Source organism: Streptomyces sp. NPDC091209 (assembly GCF_044757755.1).
GTDB lineage: Bacteria > Actinomycetota > Actinomycetes > Streptomycetales > Streptomycetaceae > Streptomyces.
This window is the reverse complement of the sequence record NZ_JBIVVR010000004.1, coordinates 584237-603221: the sequence shown is the minus strand read 5'-3', so window position 1 is coordinate 603221 and position 18985 is coordinate 584237. Positions and strand designations below refer to the sequence as shown.

At 68.0% G+C, this 18985-nt stretch carries 16 protein-coding genes and 1 pseudogene; 15 read left to right on the top strand and 2 right to left on the bottom strand.

The annotated features are described in order from the left end of the window. The first annotated feature begins 31 nt into the window (after positions 1-31). The 11 genes and pseudogenes from ACIQRL_RS15465 (at position 32) to ACIQRL_RS15415 (ending at position 12307) form a co-directional block, all read left to right on the top strand. Complete coding sequence (locus tag ACIQRL_RS15465) at positions 32-934, top strand: hypothetical protein (RefSeq protein ID WP_401331707.1); 903 nt, start codon at positions 32-34, stop codon at positions 932-934. Between the two features lie 469 nt (positions 935-1403). Beyond that, positions 1404-1535 (top strand): hypothetical protein, encoded by a 132-nt coding sequence (locus tag ACIQRL_RS15460; RefSeq protein ID WP_401331706.1) that lies wholly within the window; start codon positions 1404-1406, stop codon positions 1533-1535. Beyond that, complete coding sequence (locus ACIQRL_RS15455) at positions 1532-1762, top strand: hypothetical protein (protein ID WP_401331705.1); 231 nt, start codon at positions 1532-1534, stop codon at positions 1760-1762. The genes ACIQRL_RS15460 and ACIQRL_RS15455 overlap by 4 nt, the downstream gene beginning before the upstream one ends. 248 nt (positions 1763-2010) lie before the next feature. Continuing rightward, on the top strand, positions 2011-3903 hold the full coding sequence (locus ACIQRL_RS15450) for a DNA/RNA helicase domain-containing protein (RefSeq protein WP_401331704.1): 1893 nt from the start codon (positions 2011-2013) through the stop codon (positions 3901-3903). Between the two features lie 110 nt (positions 3904-4013). Next, a pseudogene (locus tag ACIQRL_RS15445) lies at positions 4014-4328 on the top strand (DUF6079 family protein); the annotation flags it as partial. 400 nt (positions 4329-4728) lie between these two features. After that, entirely contained in the window at positions 4729-4986 is a 258-nt protein-coding gene (locus ACIQRL_RS15440; RefSeq protein WP_401331703.1) for a hypothetical protein, read from the top strand. Between the two features lie 187 nt (positions 4987-5173). Continuing rightward, positions 5174-5668, top strand: coding sequence for a restriction endonuclease (locus ACIQRL_RS15435; RefSeq protein WP_401331702.1), 495 nt, complete (start codon positions 5174-5176; stop codon positions 5666-5668). Positions 5669-5933: 265 nt separating this feature from the next. Continuing rightward, a complete protein-coding gene (locus tag ACIQRL_RS15430) occupies positions 5934-6770 on the top strand; it encodes a vWA domain-containing protein (protein WP_401331701.1) in 837 nt (278 codons plus the stop codon). After that, the gene (locus tag ACIQRL_RS15425) at positions 6767-7627 is read left to right on the top strand and encodes a hypothetical protein (RefSeq protein WP_401331700.1); all 861 of its coding nucleotides are present in this window, start codon (positions 6767-6769) and stop codon (positions 7625-7627) included. Before ACIQRL_RS15430 ends, ACIQRL_RS15425 begins: the two co-directional genes overlap by 4 nt. A gap of 2 nt (positions 7628-7629) precedes the next feature. Continuing rightward, positions 7630-9810 carry a hypothetical protein gene (locus tag ACIQRL_RS15420; protein WP_401331699.1) on the top strand — a complete coding sequence of 727 codons (2181 nt, stop codon included), beginning with the start codon at positions 7630-7632 and terminating at the stop codon, positions 9808-9810. Positions 9811-10192: 382 nt separating this feature from the next. Next, positions 10193-12307: a DUF2075 domain-containing protein gene (locus ACIQRL_RS15415; protein ID WP_401331755.1), complete on the top strand. Its 2115-nt coding sequence runs from the start codon at positions 10193-10195 to the stop codon at positions 12305-12307. Positions 12308-12362: 55 nt separating this feature from the next. On the opposite strand, the gene ACIQRL_RS15410 is transcribed toward ACIQRL_RS15415, so the two are convergent. Then, a complete protein-coding gene (locus ACIQRL_RS15410) occupies positions 12363-12491 on the bottom strand; it encodes a DUF6408 family protein (RefSeq protein ID WP_401331698.1) in 129 nt (42 codons plus the stop codon). A gap of 496 nt (positions 12492-12987) precedes the next feature. Here ACIQRL_RS15410 and ACIQRL_RS15405 point away from each other — a divergent pair, with 496 nt between their 5' ends. Then, complete coding sequence (locus ACIQRL_RS15405) at positions 12988-15639, top strand: glycosyl hydrolase (protein ID WP_401331697.1); 2652 nt, start codon at positions 12988-12990, stop codon at positions 15637-15639. A gap of 38 nt (positions 15640-15677) precedes the next feature. On the opposite strand, the gene ACIQRL_RS15400 is transcribed toward ACIQRL_RS15405, so the two are convergent. Continuing rightward, positions 15678-16244 (bottom strand): hypothetical protein, encoded by a 567-nt coding sequence (locus ACIQRL_RS15400; protein WP_401331696.1) that lies wholly within the window; start codon positions 16242-16244, stop codon positions 15678-15680. A 174-nt stretch (positions 16245-16418) separates the two neighbouring features. On the opposite strand from ACIQRL_RS15400, the gene ACIQRL_RS15395 reads away from it, so the two are divergent. The 3 genes from ACIQRL_RS15395 (at position 16419) to ACIQRL_RS15385 (ending at position 18713) form a co-directional block, all read left to right on the top strand. Next, a complete protein-coding gene (locus ACIQRL_RS15395; protein WP_401331695.1) occupies positions 16419-16916 on the top strand; it encodes a winged helix-turn-helix transcriptional regulator in 498 nt (165 codons plus the stop codon). Positions 16917-17127: 211 nt separating this feature from the next. Then, positions 17128-17652 carry an SRPBCC family protein gene (locus ACIQRL_RS15390; protein WP_401331694.1) on the top strand — a complete coding sequence of 175 codons (525 nt, stop codon included), beginning with the start codon at positions 17128-17130 and terminating at the stop codon, positions 17650-17652. Beyond that, on the top strand, positions 17652-18713 hold the full coding sequence (locus ACIQRL_RS15385) for an LLM class flavin-dependent oxidoreductase (RefSeq protein ID WP_401331693.1): 1062 nt from the start codon (positions 17652-17654) through the stop codon (positions 18711-18713). The genes ACIQRL_RS15390 and ACIQRL_RS15385 overlap by 1 nt, the downstream gene beginning before the upstream one ends. Positions 18714-18985: the final 272 nt, after the last annotated feature.

Below are 18985 nucleotides of genomic sequence, written 5' to 3'. Positions count from 1 at the left end.
GGCAGTAGTGGAGCCGGGCGCGGAAGCAGGCATGAGCGGCGCTGCCGAGGATGAGGCGCGGAAGAGGCGTACCCGTTACCCCGTCCCGCTCGCGGTCGGCATCGGCTGCTACGTGCTCGCCGCGATCGCGGGGCTGTTCCTCCTGACGGACGACTTCGGTCCTGCCCTGTTGGTGCCCCTGTGGATCGTGCACGGTGTGCTGCTCATCCTGCTGATTCGGAAGCTGGGCGCCAAGGAGTCCAGCACGTACACGGCGCTGTTCATCGTGATCACCTCGCTGATGTCCGTGTACGTCGCCACCATGGCGCGCGACGATCTCACGCTCCAGCAGCGCGGGGAGAAGGTCACGGCCACCGTCGTGAAGAAGTGGCTGGACCCGGCCCAAGGGCGCAAGAACCGCGACTACAACTACACGCTGGAACATCAGGACGGCACCAAGGTGCCGGGACCGGTCATGAAGACATCGTCCGACCGCTACGACATCGGCCAGAAAGTGACCGTGCTCGAGGACCCCGAGGGTGAACTCCGCCCCCAGACACCGGGCCAGGCGGACGCGACGGGCGAGTCGCTCGGATCAGTTGCGCTCGCGCTTGCCGCACTCGGCGCCGTCGGCTGGATGACCTGGCGGGGGTCGGACACCGCGAGACGGCGGGACGACGGAAAGCCGTCGGTCGGCTTGCGCAAGGCGTACAAGGCCGTCACCGGCAACTACACCACGGGGGAAGAGCAGGAGGAGAAGCTCCGCGAAGCCCTGCGCACGTACCCCGCCGACCGCCGCGGCTACATCAAGGTCCAACCCGAGGACTACCCCGACCTGCCGCAGCAACGAGCCGCCCGGATCGCCTGGGAGATGGGCCTGCGCGCGGAGGCCACGGGCAACCGGGGTTCGTGGCGCTTCAAGGAGACCGTGATCGAGGAAGTCCCGCACGACTGAGCCGGGCCCACGACGCTCCGTGCGGCGAGGCCTTTCACGAAGTCCGCGGAGGCTTCGGAGCAGTCGCTGCACTCGTAAAGGCAGTCGTGGGATCGGGCGCGGAAGCAGCACCGTGTCCGAAAGGCTCGCCGCCGGTGTGGAAGGTGTGGAACGACCTCCGTGCCACGGGGAAGCACGGGCCCATCCGCAGCGTGACCGTCCGCATTCGGCCGCATTCTCGTAACACCCGGACTACGCGGCGCAATTCGTCCAGCGCAGCCGAGTGACGGATTCCGCAGGACCGAACCGACGAGGATGCCGATGCCCCCCACGCCCCGACACCCGGACCAGGTGACGACGCCCCACCCCGACACCGCCCAACACCGCCCAACACCGCCCAACGAACCCCGCCCCGAAGATCCAGGAAGCCCTCGATGCCCGCGACGCCCTCGCCGACGCCCTGTCCCAGGCCGGCATCCAGCTTCCCGCGATGGACATCCGCACCCCCTGGGCGGACGACCGCAAGGCCGAAGCCCGTTACGCACTCGTCCACCTCGGCGTGTGCTCGGCCCCCATCGTCCTCCTGCTCGCGGACGTGATCACGAAGGGGATCGCCGGGTGACAGAGGACGCCGACGGGATCCCCTCCGTCGGTGCGACCGTCCACGACACCGCCCGCGACCGCGTCGGACGAGTCATGGGCCACATCGGCCCGTACGTCCAAATCCGCCCGCTCGCCGGTGGCATCGAATGGGACGCCGACCCGAACCACCTCCGCCCTCTCACCCCGGCCGAGTTGCTGAGCGCCCGGGTCGCCGAAGCGAACACCCGCAGCAGACAGCACAGATGACCGGACAGTGAGGCGACAGGGGACAGCGCCCCAGCCATCCGAAGCCGGACCCCCGGCACCCGCCCACCCCCGACCAGCCCGACTCCGTACCGATCCCCGCCCATGCTCGACACCCTCGCCTAGGATGGCGAGAACCATCTCAGCGGCCCGACGGGCTTCCTGATCCGTCCCGCGAAAGCGCACGGCGGACATCGAAGGACATGCCCCCACCCGCACGAGTCTTCTTCGTGCTGCCTGGGGGCATTTTCTTGCTGTTCCGTGAGTCCGCGGCGTCCGTGGCCGCCCGCATCCTCGAAGGGTCGCTGGCGCTGCATCTGACCGAGAACTTCCGTCACCAGCACGGCCGAGGCGCCGGGCAGGCGGAGGTCCGGTCCTGGGAACGCAGCCTCCCGGCTCTCGTCAACGCCCTCATGGACGCCGGGCTCGGCGACGTCGAGGTCCTCATCGAGTACAGCCTGCCCCTCACCAGCAAGCGCGCGGACGCGGTCCTCGCGGGCGTACACCCCACCACGGGTGAACCGTCGTACGTCGTGGTCGAACTGAAGCAGTGGAGTGAGGCGCATCCGGAGGAGGACGAGCCGCTGCTGTGCCGGATCCCCTCGTACCGGGATGCCGTCCTCAACCCGATCGAGCAGGTTCGCGGCTACTGCGAATACCTGCTGTCGTTCAACGGAGCGCTGGAGCGAATGCCGAAGTCCCTGTCCGGGGTGGCGTTCCTGCACAACGCGACCGAGTTCGGCGTCGCGGGGCTGCGGAGTGTCAAGGAGGACCAGCACGGGCGGATGTACACCGGCCAAGAGCGCGGCGCCTTCCTCGACTTCCTGCGCTCGCGGCTCGCGGCGAAGCCCGGCGCAGAGGCGGCCGATGTACTGCTCGGCGGCAGGATCCGGCCGTCCAAGCAACTGATGGCCGTCGCGGCGGCCGAGATCCGTGACCGCGAGCAGTTCGTCCTCCTCGCCGAACAGCGGGTCGCCTATGAGCAGGTGATGTCCGCCGTCCGCAAGGCGAAACGGTCCAACCACAAGCAGGTCGTCGTGGTGACCGGTGGTCCCGGCTCCGGCAAGAGCGTCGTCGCCCTGTCGCTTCTCGGTGAGCTGTACCGGCGCGGGGTGACCGCCCTGCACGCGACCGGCTCTGCCTCGTTCACCAAGACCATGCGCAAGGTCGCCGGGGCGCAGAAGCCGGCCGTGCAGAAGCTGTTCATGTACTTCAACAGCTTCATGGACGCCGAGCCGAACGACCTCGACGTACTGATCTGCGATGAGGCCCACCGGCTGCGGAAGACCTCCGCCAACCGCTACACCAAAGCGGAACTGCGCACCGGCCGCCCGCAGGTGGCCGAGCTGATCGACGCGGCCCGAGTCCCGGTGTTCCTGCTCGACCAGCACCAGGTGGTGCGGCCCGGCGAGATGGGGACGAAGGAGGAGATCAAGCGGGCCGCCGCCGAACAGGGCCTCGACTGTACGGTCGTGGAGTTGGACGGCCAATTCCGGTGCGGCGGGAGTGACGCGTACGAGAAGTGGGTCGTCGACCTGCTCGGTCTTGAGGGCGGTACGCCTGCTGTGTGGGAGCCGGACGGCAAACTGGAGCTGCGGACGGCCGAGAGCCCGCAGGAACTCGAGGACTTCCTCGCAGCACGGCGGGAGGTCGGCTACGGTGCGCGCATGTCGGCCGGCTACTGCTGGAAGTGGACCACCAAGGTCACGCCGAACATGACCGCGCTTCCCACCGACGTCGTCATCGGCGACTGGGCGCGGCCCTGGAACGTGTACGGCGACCGGTCCGTGCTCGGCGCACCGCCCGCACCCTTGTGGGCCACCGACCCGGCCGGTTTCGGGCAGGTCGGCTGCGTCTACACGGCACAGGGATTCGAGTACGACTGGTCGGGCGTGATCATCGGCCCCGACCTGGTGTGGCGTACGGACCGCTGGGTCGTGGACCGGTCGGCGTCGAAGGACCCGATCTTCACCAAGACGACGCCGGACAGCGACATCGACCGGCTGATCCGCAACACCTACAAGGTGCTGCTGACGAGGGGCATGGTCGGCACGATCATCTACTCGACGGACCCGGAGACGCGTGAGAAGCTCCGCTCGCTGGTGCATCCGACATCGGGGGTGGAGGCACTGGTTCTCGTGTAGTCGGGCCATTGCGACAAGTGGTCATCCGTTGTCAGTGGCACGCCATACGATCGGATGAGCCCGCGCAGCCGCCTGTCGAAGAGTGATCGTTCAGGGCCCAGCAGCCGCCTCTGCTCGGCGATGTCATCGACATCAAAGAGTCCATCTCCACCTCGGACTTTGTCCTCCAGCTCTCGGAGGCGACGACTCCGGAGGGTGCCGAGCGCGCGCTGCGGGACTATGTGGTCACGGAACGGCTGCTGGAGAACTTCGACGAGGCACTCGGACTGATCCGGGCGGCGCTCGACGGGCACACGTCGAAGGCGGCCTACCTGCACGGCTCGTTCGGTTCCGGTAAGTCGCACTTCATGGCGGTGCTGCACGCCCTGCTCGGCGGGGTGCCGGCAGCCCGCGCGCGGACGGACTTGGACCCGGTTCTGACCAAGTTGACGTGACCGGTGTGGGCGGTGAAGGTGAAGTTTCGACCACGCCCGTCAGGGATCGGAGTCCGGCAGCTTCTCCCGGATGGCTTCCAACCCACGGAATTCATGATCGAACTCGGAGTCGGTGACCGTGGTCCACCGGCCGCCTTGCCGCATGCGCGTCTCCGCCTCTTAGTTCTGTCCCCGGTCGCGGCCCCACCTGCGGTTTCCGCCACGTCGCGGACCTGCTGAACCCTAGCTCCGGCCGACGACAGCGGGTAAGTCGTGAGCAAAGCCGCAACCATCGCCGGGGGCGCGTTCAGGAGACCTGCGGGGAAAGCGCATTGTCAGCACTTCCGTGCGCCCCCATTTCGGCTGGTTCGGCCGAAGACGTACTGGCTGGGCGGAGGCTTTCCCGCTACCCATGACCATGAAGACGTGGGTGGGAACGGGGGATCCGGTGCTGCTCGTCATGGCCTTACTGGTGATCGGCGGCATCGCGCTGGTATCGCGGTGCGGGGGTCCGACAGCCTTCCACCGACCGTGTCGCAGGAGACGCAAGGGGCTGTTCGCGCGCTGCCAGGACCACACCGTCACTCTGATCACGATCACCGACCTGGCGGGCCTCGCGCTGTTCGGGCTGGCCTGGGGCACGTGGGTGCTCTTCGGCCCGGCCGCCTGATGCGGCGCAGGCGGAGCCAAGGAGGGTGGGCGGCCGTTCCCTGGTGGGTGTGGGGCGCGGGTGCCCTCGTGGGGATCAGTGCTTTGTGGCAGGCGGCTGAACTGTGGCCGGTGCGAACGGGTGGCATCGCGCTGACCGCCGTGGCAGTGGGACTGGGCCTGAAGCCGGGGCGGCTTGCCGTCCAGAGATGGGCGGACCGCTCGACGCTTTCCGCGGGATCCGTGCGGTATTCGCTGGCGCATCTCGATTCACTGGACCCCCGGGCCTTCGAACTGGCGGTCTGTTCCCTGCTGCGCCGGGACGGGCTGACCGCGCAGCATGTGGGCAGAACGGGGGACAAGGGGCCGACGTACTCGTCGTCGACCGTTCGCGGCGACGGGTCGTCGTGCAGTGCAAGCGGCTGCGCCCGGACCGAAGGGTCGGGGACCAGGACGTACAGCGGGTCAACGGCACGTATCGCCACGATCACGGGGCCGACTTCGCGGTGATCGTCACCACCGGAGGCTTTACCGCGGCCGCGAGATCCAGCGGCCCACGCTATGGGATCCACCTCGTGGACCGGGCCGCGCTGGAGAGGTGGGCGGACCTGGGTGAGCCGCTGTACAGAATCCTGCGAGTTCCGGACGAGGGTGCAAGGCGCAGGCACTACGCCCCGGGATCATGGCGATGGAGGCGGCATTGAGATGGCCGCGTATCGGCAGGGTCCAGAATCCTTGCTGCGTGGAAGGCGAACTGGCGGCACAAGGGCACGTGTCCGATGAGATTGAGTACTAGCGGTCCAGGTCGTCGCGGGTACTTTCAGAACGTCCGTCCCATGTCGATGTCCTCGCACTACCCTACGACCGGGGGATCTCGGTGGTCGGCGTGCGTGCTGGCGACCGACACAGCGGCACGTCGTACGAGTTCCTCCGACGACCGACTTCTTCGCAGTCCGGCGGGAGCCCAACGTGCCGTATACGGCAGAGATCAGCCGCAGCAATCCCACGAGCATCATCTTCCTCGTCGATCAGTCGACCTCCATGAGCGACCCCATCGGCGGTGAGATTCCCCAGCAGAAGGCTGATGTCGTCGCCGACGCCATCAACCGGCTCCTCACCGAGCTCTCGGTCAAGTGCGCCAAAGAGGAAGGCGTACGTGACTACTTCCACGTCGCGGTCGTGGGCTACGGCGCCACCGTGGGCTCGGCGTTCGCGGGGTCGCTCGGCGGCAGGGACATCGTTCCCCTGAGCGAGGTGGCGGACAACCCGGCCCGCGTCGACGAGCGAAGCAAGAAGGTGTCCGACGGCGCCGGTGGTCTCGTCGAGACGGTGGTCAACTTCCCGCTGTGGATGGACCCGGTCGCGCACGGCGGAACCCCGATGAACCGCGCCCTTCAGTACGCCGAGGGACTCGTCGCCGGCTGGACCGAGCGGTACCCGGCCAGTTTCCCGCCGATCGTCATCAACCTGACGGACGGCGAGTCGACCGACGGTGACCCCAGCGCGGCCGCCGAGGCCATCACCTCGCACGCCACGGCCGACGGCGCGGCGCTGCTGTTCAATCTGCACGTCTCCGCCGCGGGCGGCACACCCACCGCTTTCCCCGACACCGCCGACGGTCTCCCCGACAGCTACGCCCGCACCCTCTTCTCCATGTCGAGCCCGCTGCCCAGTCACATGCGTTCGTACGCGGCCTCGCAGGGCCAGCGGGTCAGCGAGTCCACCCGCGGCTTCGTCTACAACGCCGACATCACCACGGTCGTGCAGTTCCTCGACATCGGCACCCGCGCCACCGAGCTGCGGTGACGGCTCCACCCTCCTGCGTGTATGTCACGCACCTCGTGGCTCCCAAGTACGGGAGCACCGAGGCGGAATGCGAGGACGCCGTCGTCGTGCTGCCCAGCCGCTCTCACGACTACATGCTGCGGGAACCGCTCACCGCCGGCGTCTGCGACGGGGCAACCGAGAGTGCCCTGGCCAAGGACTGGGCCCGGCTGCTGTCCCGCGTGGCGGCCCAACACGCCATGGAGCGGCCGGACCTGCTGGACGGCGGCACCGCTTTCGAGGAGTTCGCGTCGTCGGCGGTGTCTCAGTGGGATCCCTGGCTTGTGCAGTACACGCAGTCGCGCATCGCGGAAGGGCGTCCACTGAAGTGGTACGAGCACACCAAGCTAGCCGAGGGTGCCTACGCGACCCTGCTCACCGTGCGCGTCGACCCGGAGTACGGCCCTGATACGAATGCCGCCTCTGACGCGTCCGAACCGGCATGGCGCTGGCGAGCCGCCGCCCTGGGGGACAGCTGTCTGTTCCATCTGCGCGACGACCGGTTGATGAAGGCGTTCCCGGTGGGGGCTGCCGAGGAGTTCGGCACAGTCCCCGACCTCTTCGGCAGCCGGAACCACGACGTGGCACTGCTGGCCTGCCGTACCCGGTTCATCGAAGGCCGGTGCAGGCCGGGCGACCGGCTGTTCCTGATGACCGACGCACTGGCCGCGTGGTTCCTGTCGGCCCCTGACCAAGACGCCGCGGTCGGCCAGTTGCTGGAGTTCTCCGGGCCCGACGACCTGAGCGGGTTCGTGGACTGGCTGAACGGCCTCCGGGACAGCAAGCAACTGCGCAACGACGATGTGGCCGTCGTACGGATCGATTTCGAAGGACGGTGAACGTGGGTTCGCCCACCGGCCAGCAGAGGCAGTTCCCCAGCGGTGCCGATTACGCGGAGGCCTTGCAGCACACGCGGTTGTGCTTCGAGCATCCCGAACTCAAGGGCGCACGGCCGGAACTGACCAAGCTCGGTCTGCCCCGCGCCATCTCCGGCGCCTTCGCGAGCGTGTTCTCGCTGACCTCGGCCGCGTCGGGTCGGCGGTACGCGGTCAAATGCTTCACCCGCCACGTCCCTGACCAGGAACGCCGTTACCAGGCCATCAGCAGCAGACTTGGGCAACTGGACGCGGCCGAGCTCTCCCAGCCCTGGAAGCTCGGCTTCGAGTACCTTCCTGACGCGATCGGCGTCGGCCGGGAGCGGTACCCGGTCCTGAAGATGGACTGGATCGACGCTGTCACTCTGTCCTCCTGGCTCGACGACAACCACACCGACCGGTTCGCCGTGGACCGTCTGGCCGACCGGTTCGAGGCGCTGACCCGCGATCTGTCGGAACATGAGATCGCCCATGGTGACCTTCAGCACGGCAACCTGCTTGTCGCGAGCGATGACACCCTGCGCCTGGTCGACTACGACGGCATGTACGTGCCGGCGCTGTCGGGCCTCGGCGGCACCGAGCGTGGCCACCGCAACTACCAGTCGCCCCTGCGCGGAAACGATGACTTCGGGGTGGCCCTCGACCGGTTCTCCGCCTGGGTCATCTTCATGTCGCTGAAGGCGACCGCCGCCGACCCGGCACTGTGGCATCGGCTGCACGAGCCCAGTGGTGAGTTCTTGCTGCTCACCGAGGAAGACTTCAAGAATCCGGGCGGCTCCACCGGGCTCCAGACGCTGCTCGCCCATCCCGACCCAACGGTGAGTGGCCTTGCCGACCAGGTGAGGTCCTTGGCCTTTCAGCCGCTGGACCTCCTTCCCCCGCTCGCCAACGCGATCCCCAAGCAGCGGAGCGGCGCGACGACGAGCGCATCAGCGTCGGCTCCCCCCACGGCACCTGCTCCGGGCACGGGCGGACTGCCCGGTTGGATGACCGGGCACGTTCCCCCGCAGATCGCCCCGTCATCGTCCGCGCCCTCCATCACTTCACCGGACAGCTTCAGTGACCGGACGCCGTTGGACATCGTCACAGCCGTGCTCTGGCCGCTGTTGCTGGCCGCGACCGCCTTGATGATTGTCGTCGGATTCCCGCAACCCCTCATCGCAGCCGTGGCGCCCGTCATTGTCGCCGCTGTGGTACCCACCTTCGCTTGGAGCCGCCGCGCCGAGAGGGCTCGGTCACGGGCCGTCCTGGCCGGGCTGACGGACGACCTGGCCAAGCTTGAGGACCCTGCCAAGGCAGCCGAGAAGTTACGCAAGGACAAGGCGAAGTTCGACGCGGCGGAACTGAAGCGGACCAACGCCTATCCACAGGCTCAGGACAAGCTCACAGCGCAGTACCACGCCGAGCTCAGGGAGGCCGAGCAGCGCAAGGTCCGTAAGCAGCGCGAGATCGACAAGAAGATCGACGGGCTCGCGGAGGAACTCCGCAGAGCCTTGGGTAAAGCGCTCGCCGACAAGCAGTCCGCGTTCGTCCGAGAGCGGCTCAGCCGGCGACTGATCGCGCAGTCCCCGCCGCACGGCATCGGGCCGACACTTGCTGCCCGTCTCGCTGCGGCGGGCATCCGAACAGCAGCCGATTTCACCGGCTACCGGCCTGTGCAGAACAACTCGTACAACAGCACCGGCGCCGTACTCGTGCTGAATGGCGGCCGTACCGTCAACGTGCAGGGGATCGGCGAGGCCAAGGCCATCGCCCTCGAAATCTGGCGTAATGACCTGCACGCGTCCGCCGTCGCCCAGCAGCCGATGGTCCTCAGCCCGGCGGAACGACAGTCGATCGAGCGGGACAGCACCCGCCGCCGGGCTCAACTCACCGACCAGCGCAAGGCTGTGGAGTCCGGGACCGAGGCCTCACGCGAGCAGGCGCGGAAGAACTTGGAAGACGGCCAAGAACGACTCTCCCGGGAGAACACGCTTGCCGGAGACCAGGCCCGGCAACAGCGTCAGGAGTTCGGCCGACGCACGGTCGCGCTCCATCAGAACAGTGTGCTCCACGGAGCGTTGAGCGAATCAAGGGAAGTCGCCAAGCTCCGGCATCGTGGGCTGTCGTACACGCGCTACATGCGGTTCCTCTACACCGGTCGTTGATTTCATGCCCGGCAGTCACACACCGTGGTGCGCGGTGTGGTGAAACGGGGTGCCCGGCTCACAGGCATTCACGAAGTTAATGCTGCTGGCCCAGGGCGCGGTCGCGCATTGCACAAATCTGGAGACAAGCGGCAAGTCGTGAACACTCGTGGGGGTCAGTTCGGGCAGGCAGTCGCGATGGCGACCGGGCCAGTCCTCCGGCATCGAACACATGATCCGGCCATCTTGGCTGTGCTTTGCGCCGACAGTGGCGCAGCGGTCTGCAGTGGACGGCCGCTTCCTTAAGATCGCAGTCACCTATTGCGGCCCGACGGGCTTCCTGCTGAGGACATGCCCCCACCCGCACGAATCACTCGTGCCCTGGGGGAACCACCTCGTGTCCATGCTCCTGCTGAAATTGGCAGCGCAGGATCTGCTGACCTTGAACTCAAGACGCCGTATGGTTCCGCATCTGGCCGCCAGGTGGCGGCACTTCCGTGGAGCCGACGCCTCGCTGACGGAACGTTCCGCTTGGGCTGAGAGCCTCGTGAGCCTCGCCGAAGACCTGGTCGCCGCCGATCGTGGAAACGTGGAGATGATCGTCGAGTGCGCTGCCACGCTCGACGAGACCGACCGCCCTGGTGAACCCAGGCTCATCGATGTGGTTCTTGTCGGCCATCACCCCGAAGGGAGAGGGCTGTCCGTCCAACTCGTCGAGTTGAAACGCTGGTCGATGGTGACCAGGGTCGAGCGAGCCACTGCGGAGCTCGTTCACGTACCGGGCCTGGGGACGAAGAAGCACCCCGCTCTACAACTACGTGAGTACTACCAGGCGTTCACGAGTGACAGGGGACCGCTGCACGGACTCGAATTCGCATGCGGCGGCTTCGCCTACCTGCACAACGCCACCGACGACTCGGTGCGACCGTTGGTCGATGTGGATGCGCCGACCGGTGTCTACGCCCACGTCTATACGAATGACCGGCGTGAACAGCTGATGTCCGACCTCCGGGAGCATTTCGCCGCCGAAGGTGCTGCCTCGGCGGCTGAGATACTGCTGCGGAATCTGGGCCTGCGCAACACGCCTCTGCTCGACGCCATGATCCGCTCCCGCGGAGAAGACACGGTCTTCACCTTGCGTGGTCGGCAGAAGACGGTCGCCGACCATATTCTGGACAGGGCTTCCAAGATCCTTCCGGATCCTCAGCGGCCCGCGCTCATACCGGACGAGCGGCGTGTGATCTTTCTGGTCACGGGTGGTGCCGGCACCGGGAAGAGCGCCATCGGTCTCCAGATCAAGGCGGAACTGGAGGCCGAAGGGCGGATCGTCAAGTATGCGAGCGGCAGCAGAGCATTCAACGGTGCCATTCAGGAGCATGTCGGTTACGGAGACCGGGAATTCAGAGAGACCTTCACCTACTTCAGCAACTTCGTCACCCCGCCGGATCCGCCCCTGGACGTGTTGATCTGCGACGAGGCCCACCGTCTGCGGGAACGATCGACGAATCGCTTCTGGAAACCCGAACAGCAGGGCACGAAGCCCCAGGTGGACGAACTTCTCGACGCGTCCCGACTGACGGTGTTCTTCCTCGACGAGGGGCAGTCCGTACGGCCCCACGAGGTCGGCTCCGTCGGGCTGGTGGAAGATGCCGCACGGCGGTACGGCGCAGATCTTGTCCAGTACCCGCTTCGAGAACAGTTTCGCTGTGGTGGTAGTGACGCCTACATCCGCTGGGTGCGCGCCATGCTCGGGGTCTCGGGCGAGGAGCCGGAGCGATGGACGCCGGACGGACTCATGCACGTCGAGGTCGCGGACAGCCCTGAGGAACTCGAACAGATCGTTCGGAGCGAGGCTCGGGCGGGGGCATCGGCGCGCATGGTCGCCGGTTACTGCTGGCCTTGGACCAAGCCGCTGGGCAAGGAAAGACGTCTTGAGGCCGACGTACGGATCGGTGACTGGCACAGGCCGTGGAACGCGTACAGCGACTCCTTCTGTGAGAACGAGGCGCCACCTTCCAAGATCTGGTCCGTGCACGAGAACGGTCTCGACCAGATCGGCTGTGTGTATACGGCGCAGGGGCTCGAGTGGGACTGGTGTGGCGTGATCATGGGTGAGGACATGGTGCGCCGGGACGGCCGATGGTTGTTCCGCCGGGGCAAGGAGCGGGAGGACAAGGAGACGGGCCTCAAGCGCGTTGCCGTACCGGGGTCGTTGGACCCCAAGGTGAAGCCCGGCAGCGTCGACGACCAGCAATTCGCTCGGCTCGTCCGGCACGCCTACCACGTGTTGGCCACCCGAGCGAGCCGTGCGACCGTGCTCTATTCGACGGATGACGAGACCCGGGTCTATCTGAAGGAACTCGTCGGTGAGGCTCAGATCCACGGATTGCGCCCTACGTGGGAGAACTTGCCTGAAGTCGCGCGCGTTCCCCATCTGCCTCGACCTCGCCGAGGGCGGCGCCCCCGTAACAGGCGCCAGGACAAGGGCTCAGATCCGAATGAGCTGCGTCTGTTCTGACGGGCCGCCAGGACATAGGGAGTGGCGGGCTCTCCGGGCCCGCCACCTACCTGTGTCAGAAGACCAGGTGTGCTGCCGCGGTCAGAGCCGCCACCATGAGATTGACGGCGACTCCTGCCGCGACGTTGACCAGAATCTCGCGAAGCCGGTCACGACGTGCAGGTTTGTACTCAACGGGGTTCACGGTATCCACTCCTGGGCGTGAGCTGGGAATGGCAGGGACAGCCCTACCGGGCATCCGCAGTCACACCGCGTGCAGTACGCAGCGGAAACCACTCGTCAGTCACAGTCGAGGATCGGCACCTGAACGCCGCCGACGTACCCTCCGGGAAGGTGCGCAGCGGGGAACAACTCTAGTGCAAAACCAAGTTGCCCGTGTCCTTGGTCATTTGGATCGCGTGATGTCCATGGATGCTGATCCGAAGCGGACTTGGGCGCTTCAGCGGTAGTCGGCCCGTGCGGGCAGCTCCGACGCCGTGGCCAAGGCGTCGCCAACCCCGTGACGCTGACCCCGGGGGCGTGGCGCCTCTGTGACATCGGGCACCGCACGGCCCGCATCCGATGCGGATGGGGTGAATGACAGGTTCTGATCAAAGGTTTGACCAAGCGCCGGACGTCGTCCCGTGTGCGTGGTCGGGTCTCCCGCGACGGCTCTATCGAAGCTCGTTCGGGAGGATCTGGTGTCAGAAACAACCCGCAAGAGACGGTGGCTCACGATCTGTGCCATCACCGCGTCCGCCGCCCTCGTCGCGATACCCGCGGGTGCGGCGCCCGGTCGGGGCGGCAGCAGCCCCTTCGGGGCCCGTACCCTCAAGCAACTCGCCGCCGAGCGCACGCAGTCGGTGGGCGCTGTCACCCCCAAGGTGACGGCGGAGGACGACGGCAATGAGGCCGACGAGATAGCGGAGGGCGCCGACCAGTACGCCGAGGCCCGCACCTCGCCCGGCGTCGTGGCACCCGGCGCGTACGGTGCCGCCTGGAGCAGTCTCGCCAAACTGCGGTCCACCGGCGGCAGTTGGCGGAACGTCACCGATCTGCCGTACAACTCCGACGACGGGCGCTACCGCGACTACGACTCCAACTCCAGTGGCGGTTCGGGGAATGTCACCGGGCGGATGGCCGCGATGGCCGCCGACGGTGACGGGTATGTCTACGCGGGCAGCGCGGGCGGTGGCGTATGGCGGTCCCGGTCGGGCGGCGGGCACTGGCAGCCCATCAGCGACAAGCTGTCCTCCCAGTCGACCGGCGCGCTGGCGTTGGACGGGTCCGGGCGGCTGTGGCTGGGCACCGGTGAGGCGAACACCAACGCGGACGCGTACCTCGGCAGCGGGGTGTACGTGCTGAGCGACCCGCACCACGGCACGTTCTCCTCCCGTAGCAGGGTCGGCGGTGACGAGCTGGAGAGCACCACCATCCACCAACTGCGGTTCGGTGGCGGCAAGGTGTGGGCGGCGACCAGCGAGGGTGTCTGGAGCCACTCCACGAAGACCCTCGGCGGCGCCTGGAAACTGGAGTTCGCACCCAACCCCGACTATCTGCCCGGCGGTTCGCTGGCCAACGACGCCTCGGCCCCGTACAAGAACATCACCAACGACATCGCCATCGACCCGAAGAACCCCGCCAAGGTGGTCCTCGCGGTCGGCTGGCGCAGCGGTGACGACTACAACGGCTTCTACTCCAAGGGCTCGAACGGCACCTGGACGCGGATTACCAGCGGCCTGGGCGACCTGCCGTCCGACGCGGACAACATCGGCGACGTCACCTTCGCCCGGTCCGCCGACGGCTCCCGCTACTACGCCATCGACCAGTCGCCGGAACAGCTCAACACCAACCCGGACAGCGGCCTGGAGGGGTTCTACGTCTCCAAGTCCGGCTCTCCCACCGGGCCGTGGACGAAGATCGCCGACTATCAGCAGTTGGCGGCCGACGGGTCGGCGCTGACCTCCAGCGGATACATGCCGGGCGTGCAGGCCTGGTACAACCAGTTCCTGACGGTCGACCCGGCGAACGCGGAGCATGTGTACGCGGGGCTCGAAGAGGTCTACGAGACCAAGGACGGCGGCAGCAACTGGTCGACCGTCGGCCCGTACTGGAACTTCGGCTTCTCCTGCTGGAGCATCGACCCGGCCAAGCAGACCGGTGACTGCAACCAGACCACCCACTCCGACCAGCACGGCGTCGCCATCGGCAGCTACCACGGCAAGAGTTACGTGTACGTCGGCAACGACGGCGGCGCCTACAAGCGCCCGGTCAGCGGTTCCCAGGACTCCTCGGGCCACGCCACCGACTGGACCTCCCTCAACGACGGCACCATCGACACCCTCCAGTACTACTCGGTGGGCATCGGCGAGGACCGTACGTACGGCGGGGTCTCCGTCACCGGCGGCCTGCAGGACAACGGTCAGTCGATTCTGCGCAGCAACGACAAGGTGATGGGCTCCAACTTCGGCGGCGACGGCGGCGACACGCTCACGGACCCGGCCGACGGCTGCAACATCGCCGAGGAATACGTCTACCTCTCCGTCCAGGTCACCCAGAACTGCGCGGTGAACGACGGCAGTTGGGTGACCGACCCCAGCAAGGTGACGTCGTACAACGTCGCCCCGGCCGACAACGCCACGAGTGAGGCCCGCTTCATCGCCCCGCTCGCGACGGACATGAAGAACAGCTCGACATGGATCGCCGGCGGCCGTCACGTCTGGGTGCAGACGCACGGCTACGCCATCCGCAGCGGCGACGAGTGGACGAGCGTCCGCGACCTCGGTGCCGGGCGCACCGCGACCGCCGTCGCCGCGTCCGGCGGCAAGGTGTACGCCGCGTGGTGCGGCCCCTGCAACAACCAGGGCTTCGCGCGCGGCATCTCCGTCGGCAACGCGGACGGCACCGGCTGGCACGACATCAACCTGCCGGCCACCGGCACGGACGGCGCGGTGCCCAACCGCTACCTCAGCGGCTTCGCCATCGACCCGAAGAACGCCGACCATGTGTTCCTTGAGGTCAACGGCTTCTCCCGGCACTGGACCGAGGGACCCGGCGCGGGGGTCGGCCACGTCTTCGAGTCGACCGACGGCGGCACCACCTGGAAGGACGTCTCCGTCAACCTCCCCGACGTGCCGGCCAACTCCGCGGTCGTCACGGCGAACGGCGGTCTCGCCGTCGCCACCGACCTGGGCGTGGTCTACCGGGCGCCGGGCCGTACGACGTGGCAGCGCGTCGGACAGCTCCCGGCGGTCGCCGTGCTCCAGTTGAAGCTGAGCCCCGACGGCGCCACCCTGTACGCGGCCACGCACGGCCGCGGCATCTACACGATCAAGGTGCGCGACTGCGGCTGACGCTGTGAAGCCGCAGGGGTGATCCCGGGTCTCCGGGGTCACCCCTGCGTCGTGTAGGGCACCACCTTCACGTGCAGGGTGAAGGCGACGCGCGGGGCGCCGGCCACATCCGGCGCCTTCGCCGACACGGTGACGTCCGCCGTACCGCCCCTTGTCCCGGCGCAGCGCACCGAGGCCCGGGCGGTGCCGTCCGCCGCCACCTTCCATCCCGACACCAGGGCGAAGGCCGGCGCGGAACTCAGCGCGCCCGTCCATCGTTTGTCGTCGTTACGGGGCAGGAGGAGCAGGGACACCGTGGTGCCGGGGCGTACGCACAGGTGTCGCTCGGGCGCGTCACCGGGGGTGACGTCGACCTTCGCATGCCCGGCGGCACACGTCCCCGGCGAACCGGACGGCGAGGGGGCGGGCGCGGACGGGCTGTTCCCGGTCGGGCGCGTCGGCGTGGTCGAGGACGGGCCCGCGGAGGCGCGCGTCGGCGTATCCGCCGTCGGTCCGGGCGATCCCGTCGAGCGGCTGCCGGAAGGTTCTCCCGTCGATCCGCCTCCGGTCGATCCGCCACCTGCCGGCGCGCCGCAGGCCGCGAGGACCAGCACTCCGGCGACCATCCATCCTCCGGCACACCACCGCATGTCCGCACCTCCCGGTCCGCTGGTCCGGCCATCAGCATGCCCCGCCGTCGTCGAGGAGGGCAGGCAAAGCGCGGAAAGGCACGCTGCGGGAGACGTCGGCACCGTCGCGAGCTGCTGGGTCCTTTTCCGAGACCCTCGTATGCTGGGTGCGTGAGGCGGACTTCTTTTGCGAACTGGCCCTGTTCCATCGCGCGCACGATGGATCTGCTCGGCGACTGGTGGACGCCGCTGGTGCTGCGGGAGGCGTTCTACGGGATCAAGCGCTTCGACGTGTTCCAGCAGGAGCTCGGCATCGCGCGCAACACGCTGACCGACCGGCTGCGTCGGCTGGTCGACGAAGGGCTCATGGAGAAGCGGGCCTATCAGACGGATCCGGTGCGGTACGACTATGTACTCACCGAGATGGGCCGTGACTTCTTCGGGGTGCTGGCCGCGATGAACAGCTGGGGCAACCGCTGGCTCAGCGGTGAGCAGGGGCCCCCGGTCGTCTTCCACCATGACCGCTGCGGGCACGAGAGCGACGCCGCGGTGGTGTGCGCCGACTGCGGTGAGCCGATGACGGCCGAGGACACCCATCCACGGCTCGGCCCCGGTTACCCGCCGCACCTGTCCGAACGCCCGGACATCCGGCAGCGTTTCACCGCCTGAGTGCGGGATGGCAGGATCCTTGGCCGCTGCCGCTGCCGCTGCCGCTGCCGCTGCCGCTGCCGCTGCCGCTGCCGCTGTGCCTTGGGCTTCCGCTTTCGGCCTGTGTGTCGGGAGCGGTTTTCCTTGACAGGTCAGTCTATCTACGCAACTCTCAAGGTCAGGGCCCTGGGATGGTGTGTTCCCTGGGATACGAGAGGAAGGCCGGAGATCCATGGAGTGGACGGGCGCGCGCTACGCGGACCAGCCGACGGTCGAGGTGCGGACACGGATCGACGCTCCCCCGCGACGCGTGTGGGAGCTCGTGTCCGACATCCGTCTGATGCCGGAGCTGAGCGCGGAACTCCAGTCGGTCGAGTGGCTCGACGGCGCGACGGGAGCGGCGGTCGGCGCGCGCTTCGTGGGGCGCAGCAGGCACGAGTCGCTGGGGGAGTGGGAGACCACCTCGTACGTGGTGGAGTGCGAGCCGTTCCGGGCGTTCGCCTGGGCGGTGGCGGACCCCGAACATCCCAGCGCCGTCTGGCGGTTCGGCCTGGAGGAGACGGACGGCGGCACCGAGCTGACCCAGTGGATGCGGATGGGGCCGGGTCGTTCGGGGCTCTCCTTCGCGATCGACCGGATGCCGGACAAGGAGCAGAAGATCGTGTTCGTACGGCTGCGGGAGTTCGAGCGGAGCATGACGGACACCGTCGCGGCGATCAGGAAGCTGGCCGAGAGCGCGGAAGGGGCGGGTGCGTGATGCGTACCTCCACGACGATCGAGGCGTCGACGGGCGACTGGCGGGAGACCGTCGACTTCGTGGTCGAAGCCGAGAAGCTCGGGATGGACATCTGCTGGGTCGCGGAGGCGTGGGGCTCCGAAGCCCCGTCTCCGCTGGGCTACTTGGCGGCGCGGACCGATCGGATGCTGCTCGGCTCCGGGATCATCCAGCTCGGGACCCGCACCCCCGCGGCCATCGCGCGGGCCGCGATCACGCTCTCCAACATCTCCGGCGGGCGCTTCCTCCTCGGCCTCGGTCCGTCCGGCCCCCAGGTGATCGAAGGGCTGCACGGCGTGCCGTTCGCGCGCCCGCTGTCCCGGATGCGAGAGACCGTGGAGATCGTCCGGCAGGCGGTCGCCGGGGAGAAACTCTCCTACGAGGGAAGGGAGTTCACGATCCCGCTGCCCGGCGGCGAGGCACGGCCCATGCGGATGTCCATGCGCGCGGAGCACGATCTGCCGGTCTATCTCGCCACGCTGTCGCCGAAGATGCTGCGGCTGACGGGGGAGGTCGCGGACGGCTGGCTGGGCACCAGTTTCGTGCCGGAGGGTGCCAAGGAGGCGTACTTCGACCACCTGGACGCGGGCCTCGCGGCGGCGGGCCGAAGCCGCGCCGACCTCGATGTCTGCCAGGGCGCCGAAGTGGCCTTCGCCGAGGACGAGGACGCGCTGCGCGCCATGGTCGCGGGCCGGAAGAAGGAACTCGCCTTCAGCCTGGGCGGGATGGGCTCGGCCACCACCAATTTCTACAACGCCGCCTACAGCCGGCAGGGTTGGGCGGAGATCGCCGCCGAGATCCATGAGCGCTGGCAGGCCGGGGACCGGGACGGCGCCGCCGGGCTGGTGACCGACGAGATGGTCCTCGGCACCACCCTGATCGGTACCGAGGACATGGTCCGTGAACGGCTCCGGGTCTGGCGCGCCGCCGGAGTCGACACGGTCCGCCTCTACCCCGCGGGCGAGACCCTCGACGAGCGGCTCACGACGCTCGGGCGGGCGCTGGATCTCGTATCCGCCGAGGGGCGGGTCGCTGCCGAGTAGTTCGGTCTCTGGCGAGGGGCGGGTTGCTGCCGAGTGGCCCGGTCTCTGCCCAGGAGCCAGCCGTTGCCGAGAAACCTGTTACCGCCGAGGATCCGGTCGCTACCGCGAGCCCCGGTGCTGCCGAGCGGCCGGCCGCCGCACCGAAGCCGGTTGCCGCCGAGAAGCTGATCCCGAGTCCGTCGCTCGGCCTGCGTGCTCGGCGGCTGTCGTTCGGGTTCGGGCGTGTGCGGTCGGCAGCTCTGCGCCACCGGCAGCCCCGCGACCGGCAGCCG

Coding starts and splice junctions, on each gene's coding strand:
- ACIQRL_RS15415 (WP_401331755.1), top strand. CDS start 10,193: ATGCTCCTGCTGAAATTGGCAGCGCAGGATCTGCTGACCTTGAACTCA.
- ACIQRL_RS15385 (WP_401331693.1), top strand. CDS start 17,652: ATGCGTACCTCCACGACGATCGAGGCGTCGACGGGCGACTGGCGGGAG.
- ACIQRL_RS15460 (WP_401331706.1), top strand. CDS start 1,404: ATGGACATCCGCACCCCCTGGGCGGACGACCGCAAGGCCGAAGCCCGT.
- ACIQRL_RS15440 (WP_401331703.1), top strand. CDS start 4,729: ATGACCATGAAGACGTGGGTGGGAACGGGGGATCCGGTGCTGCTCGTC.
- ACIQRL_RS15435 (WP_401331702.1), top strand. CDS start 5,174: ATGGGCGGACCGCTCGACGCTTTCCGCGGGATCCGTGCGGTATTCGCT.
- ACIQRL_RS15390 (WP_401331694.1), top strand. CDS start 17,128: ATGGAGTGGACGGGCGCGCGCTACGCGGACCAGCCGACGGTCGAGGTG.
- ACIQRL_RS15465 (WP_401331707.1), top strand. CDS start 32: ATGAGCGGCGCTGCCGAGGATGAGGCGCGGAAGAGGCGTACCCGTTAC.
- ACIQRL_RS15400 (WP_401331696.1), bottom strand. CDS start 16,244: ATGGTCGCCGGAGTGCTGGTCCTCGCGGCCTGCGGCGCGCCGGCAGGT.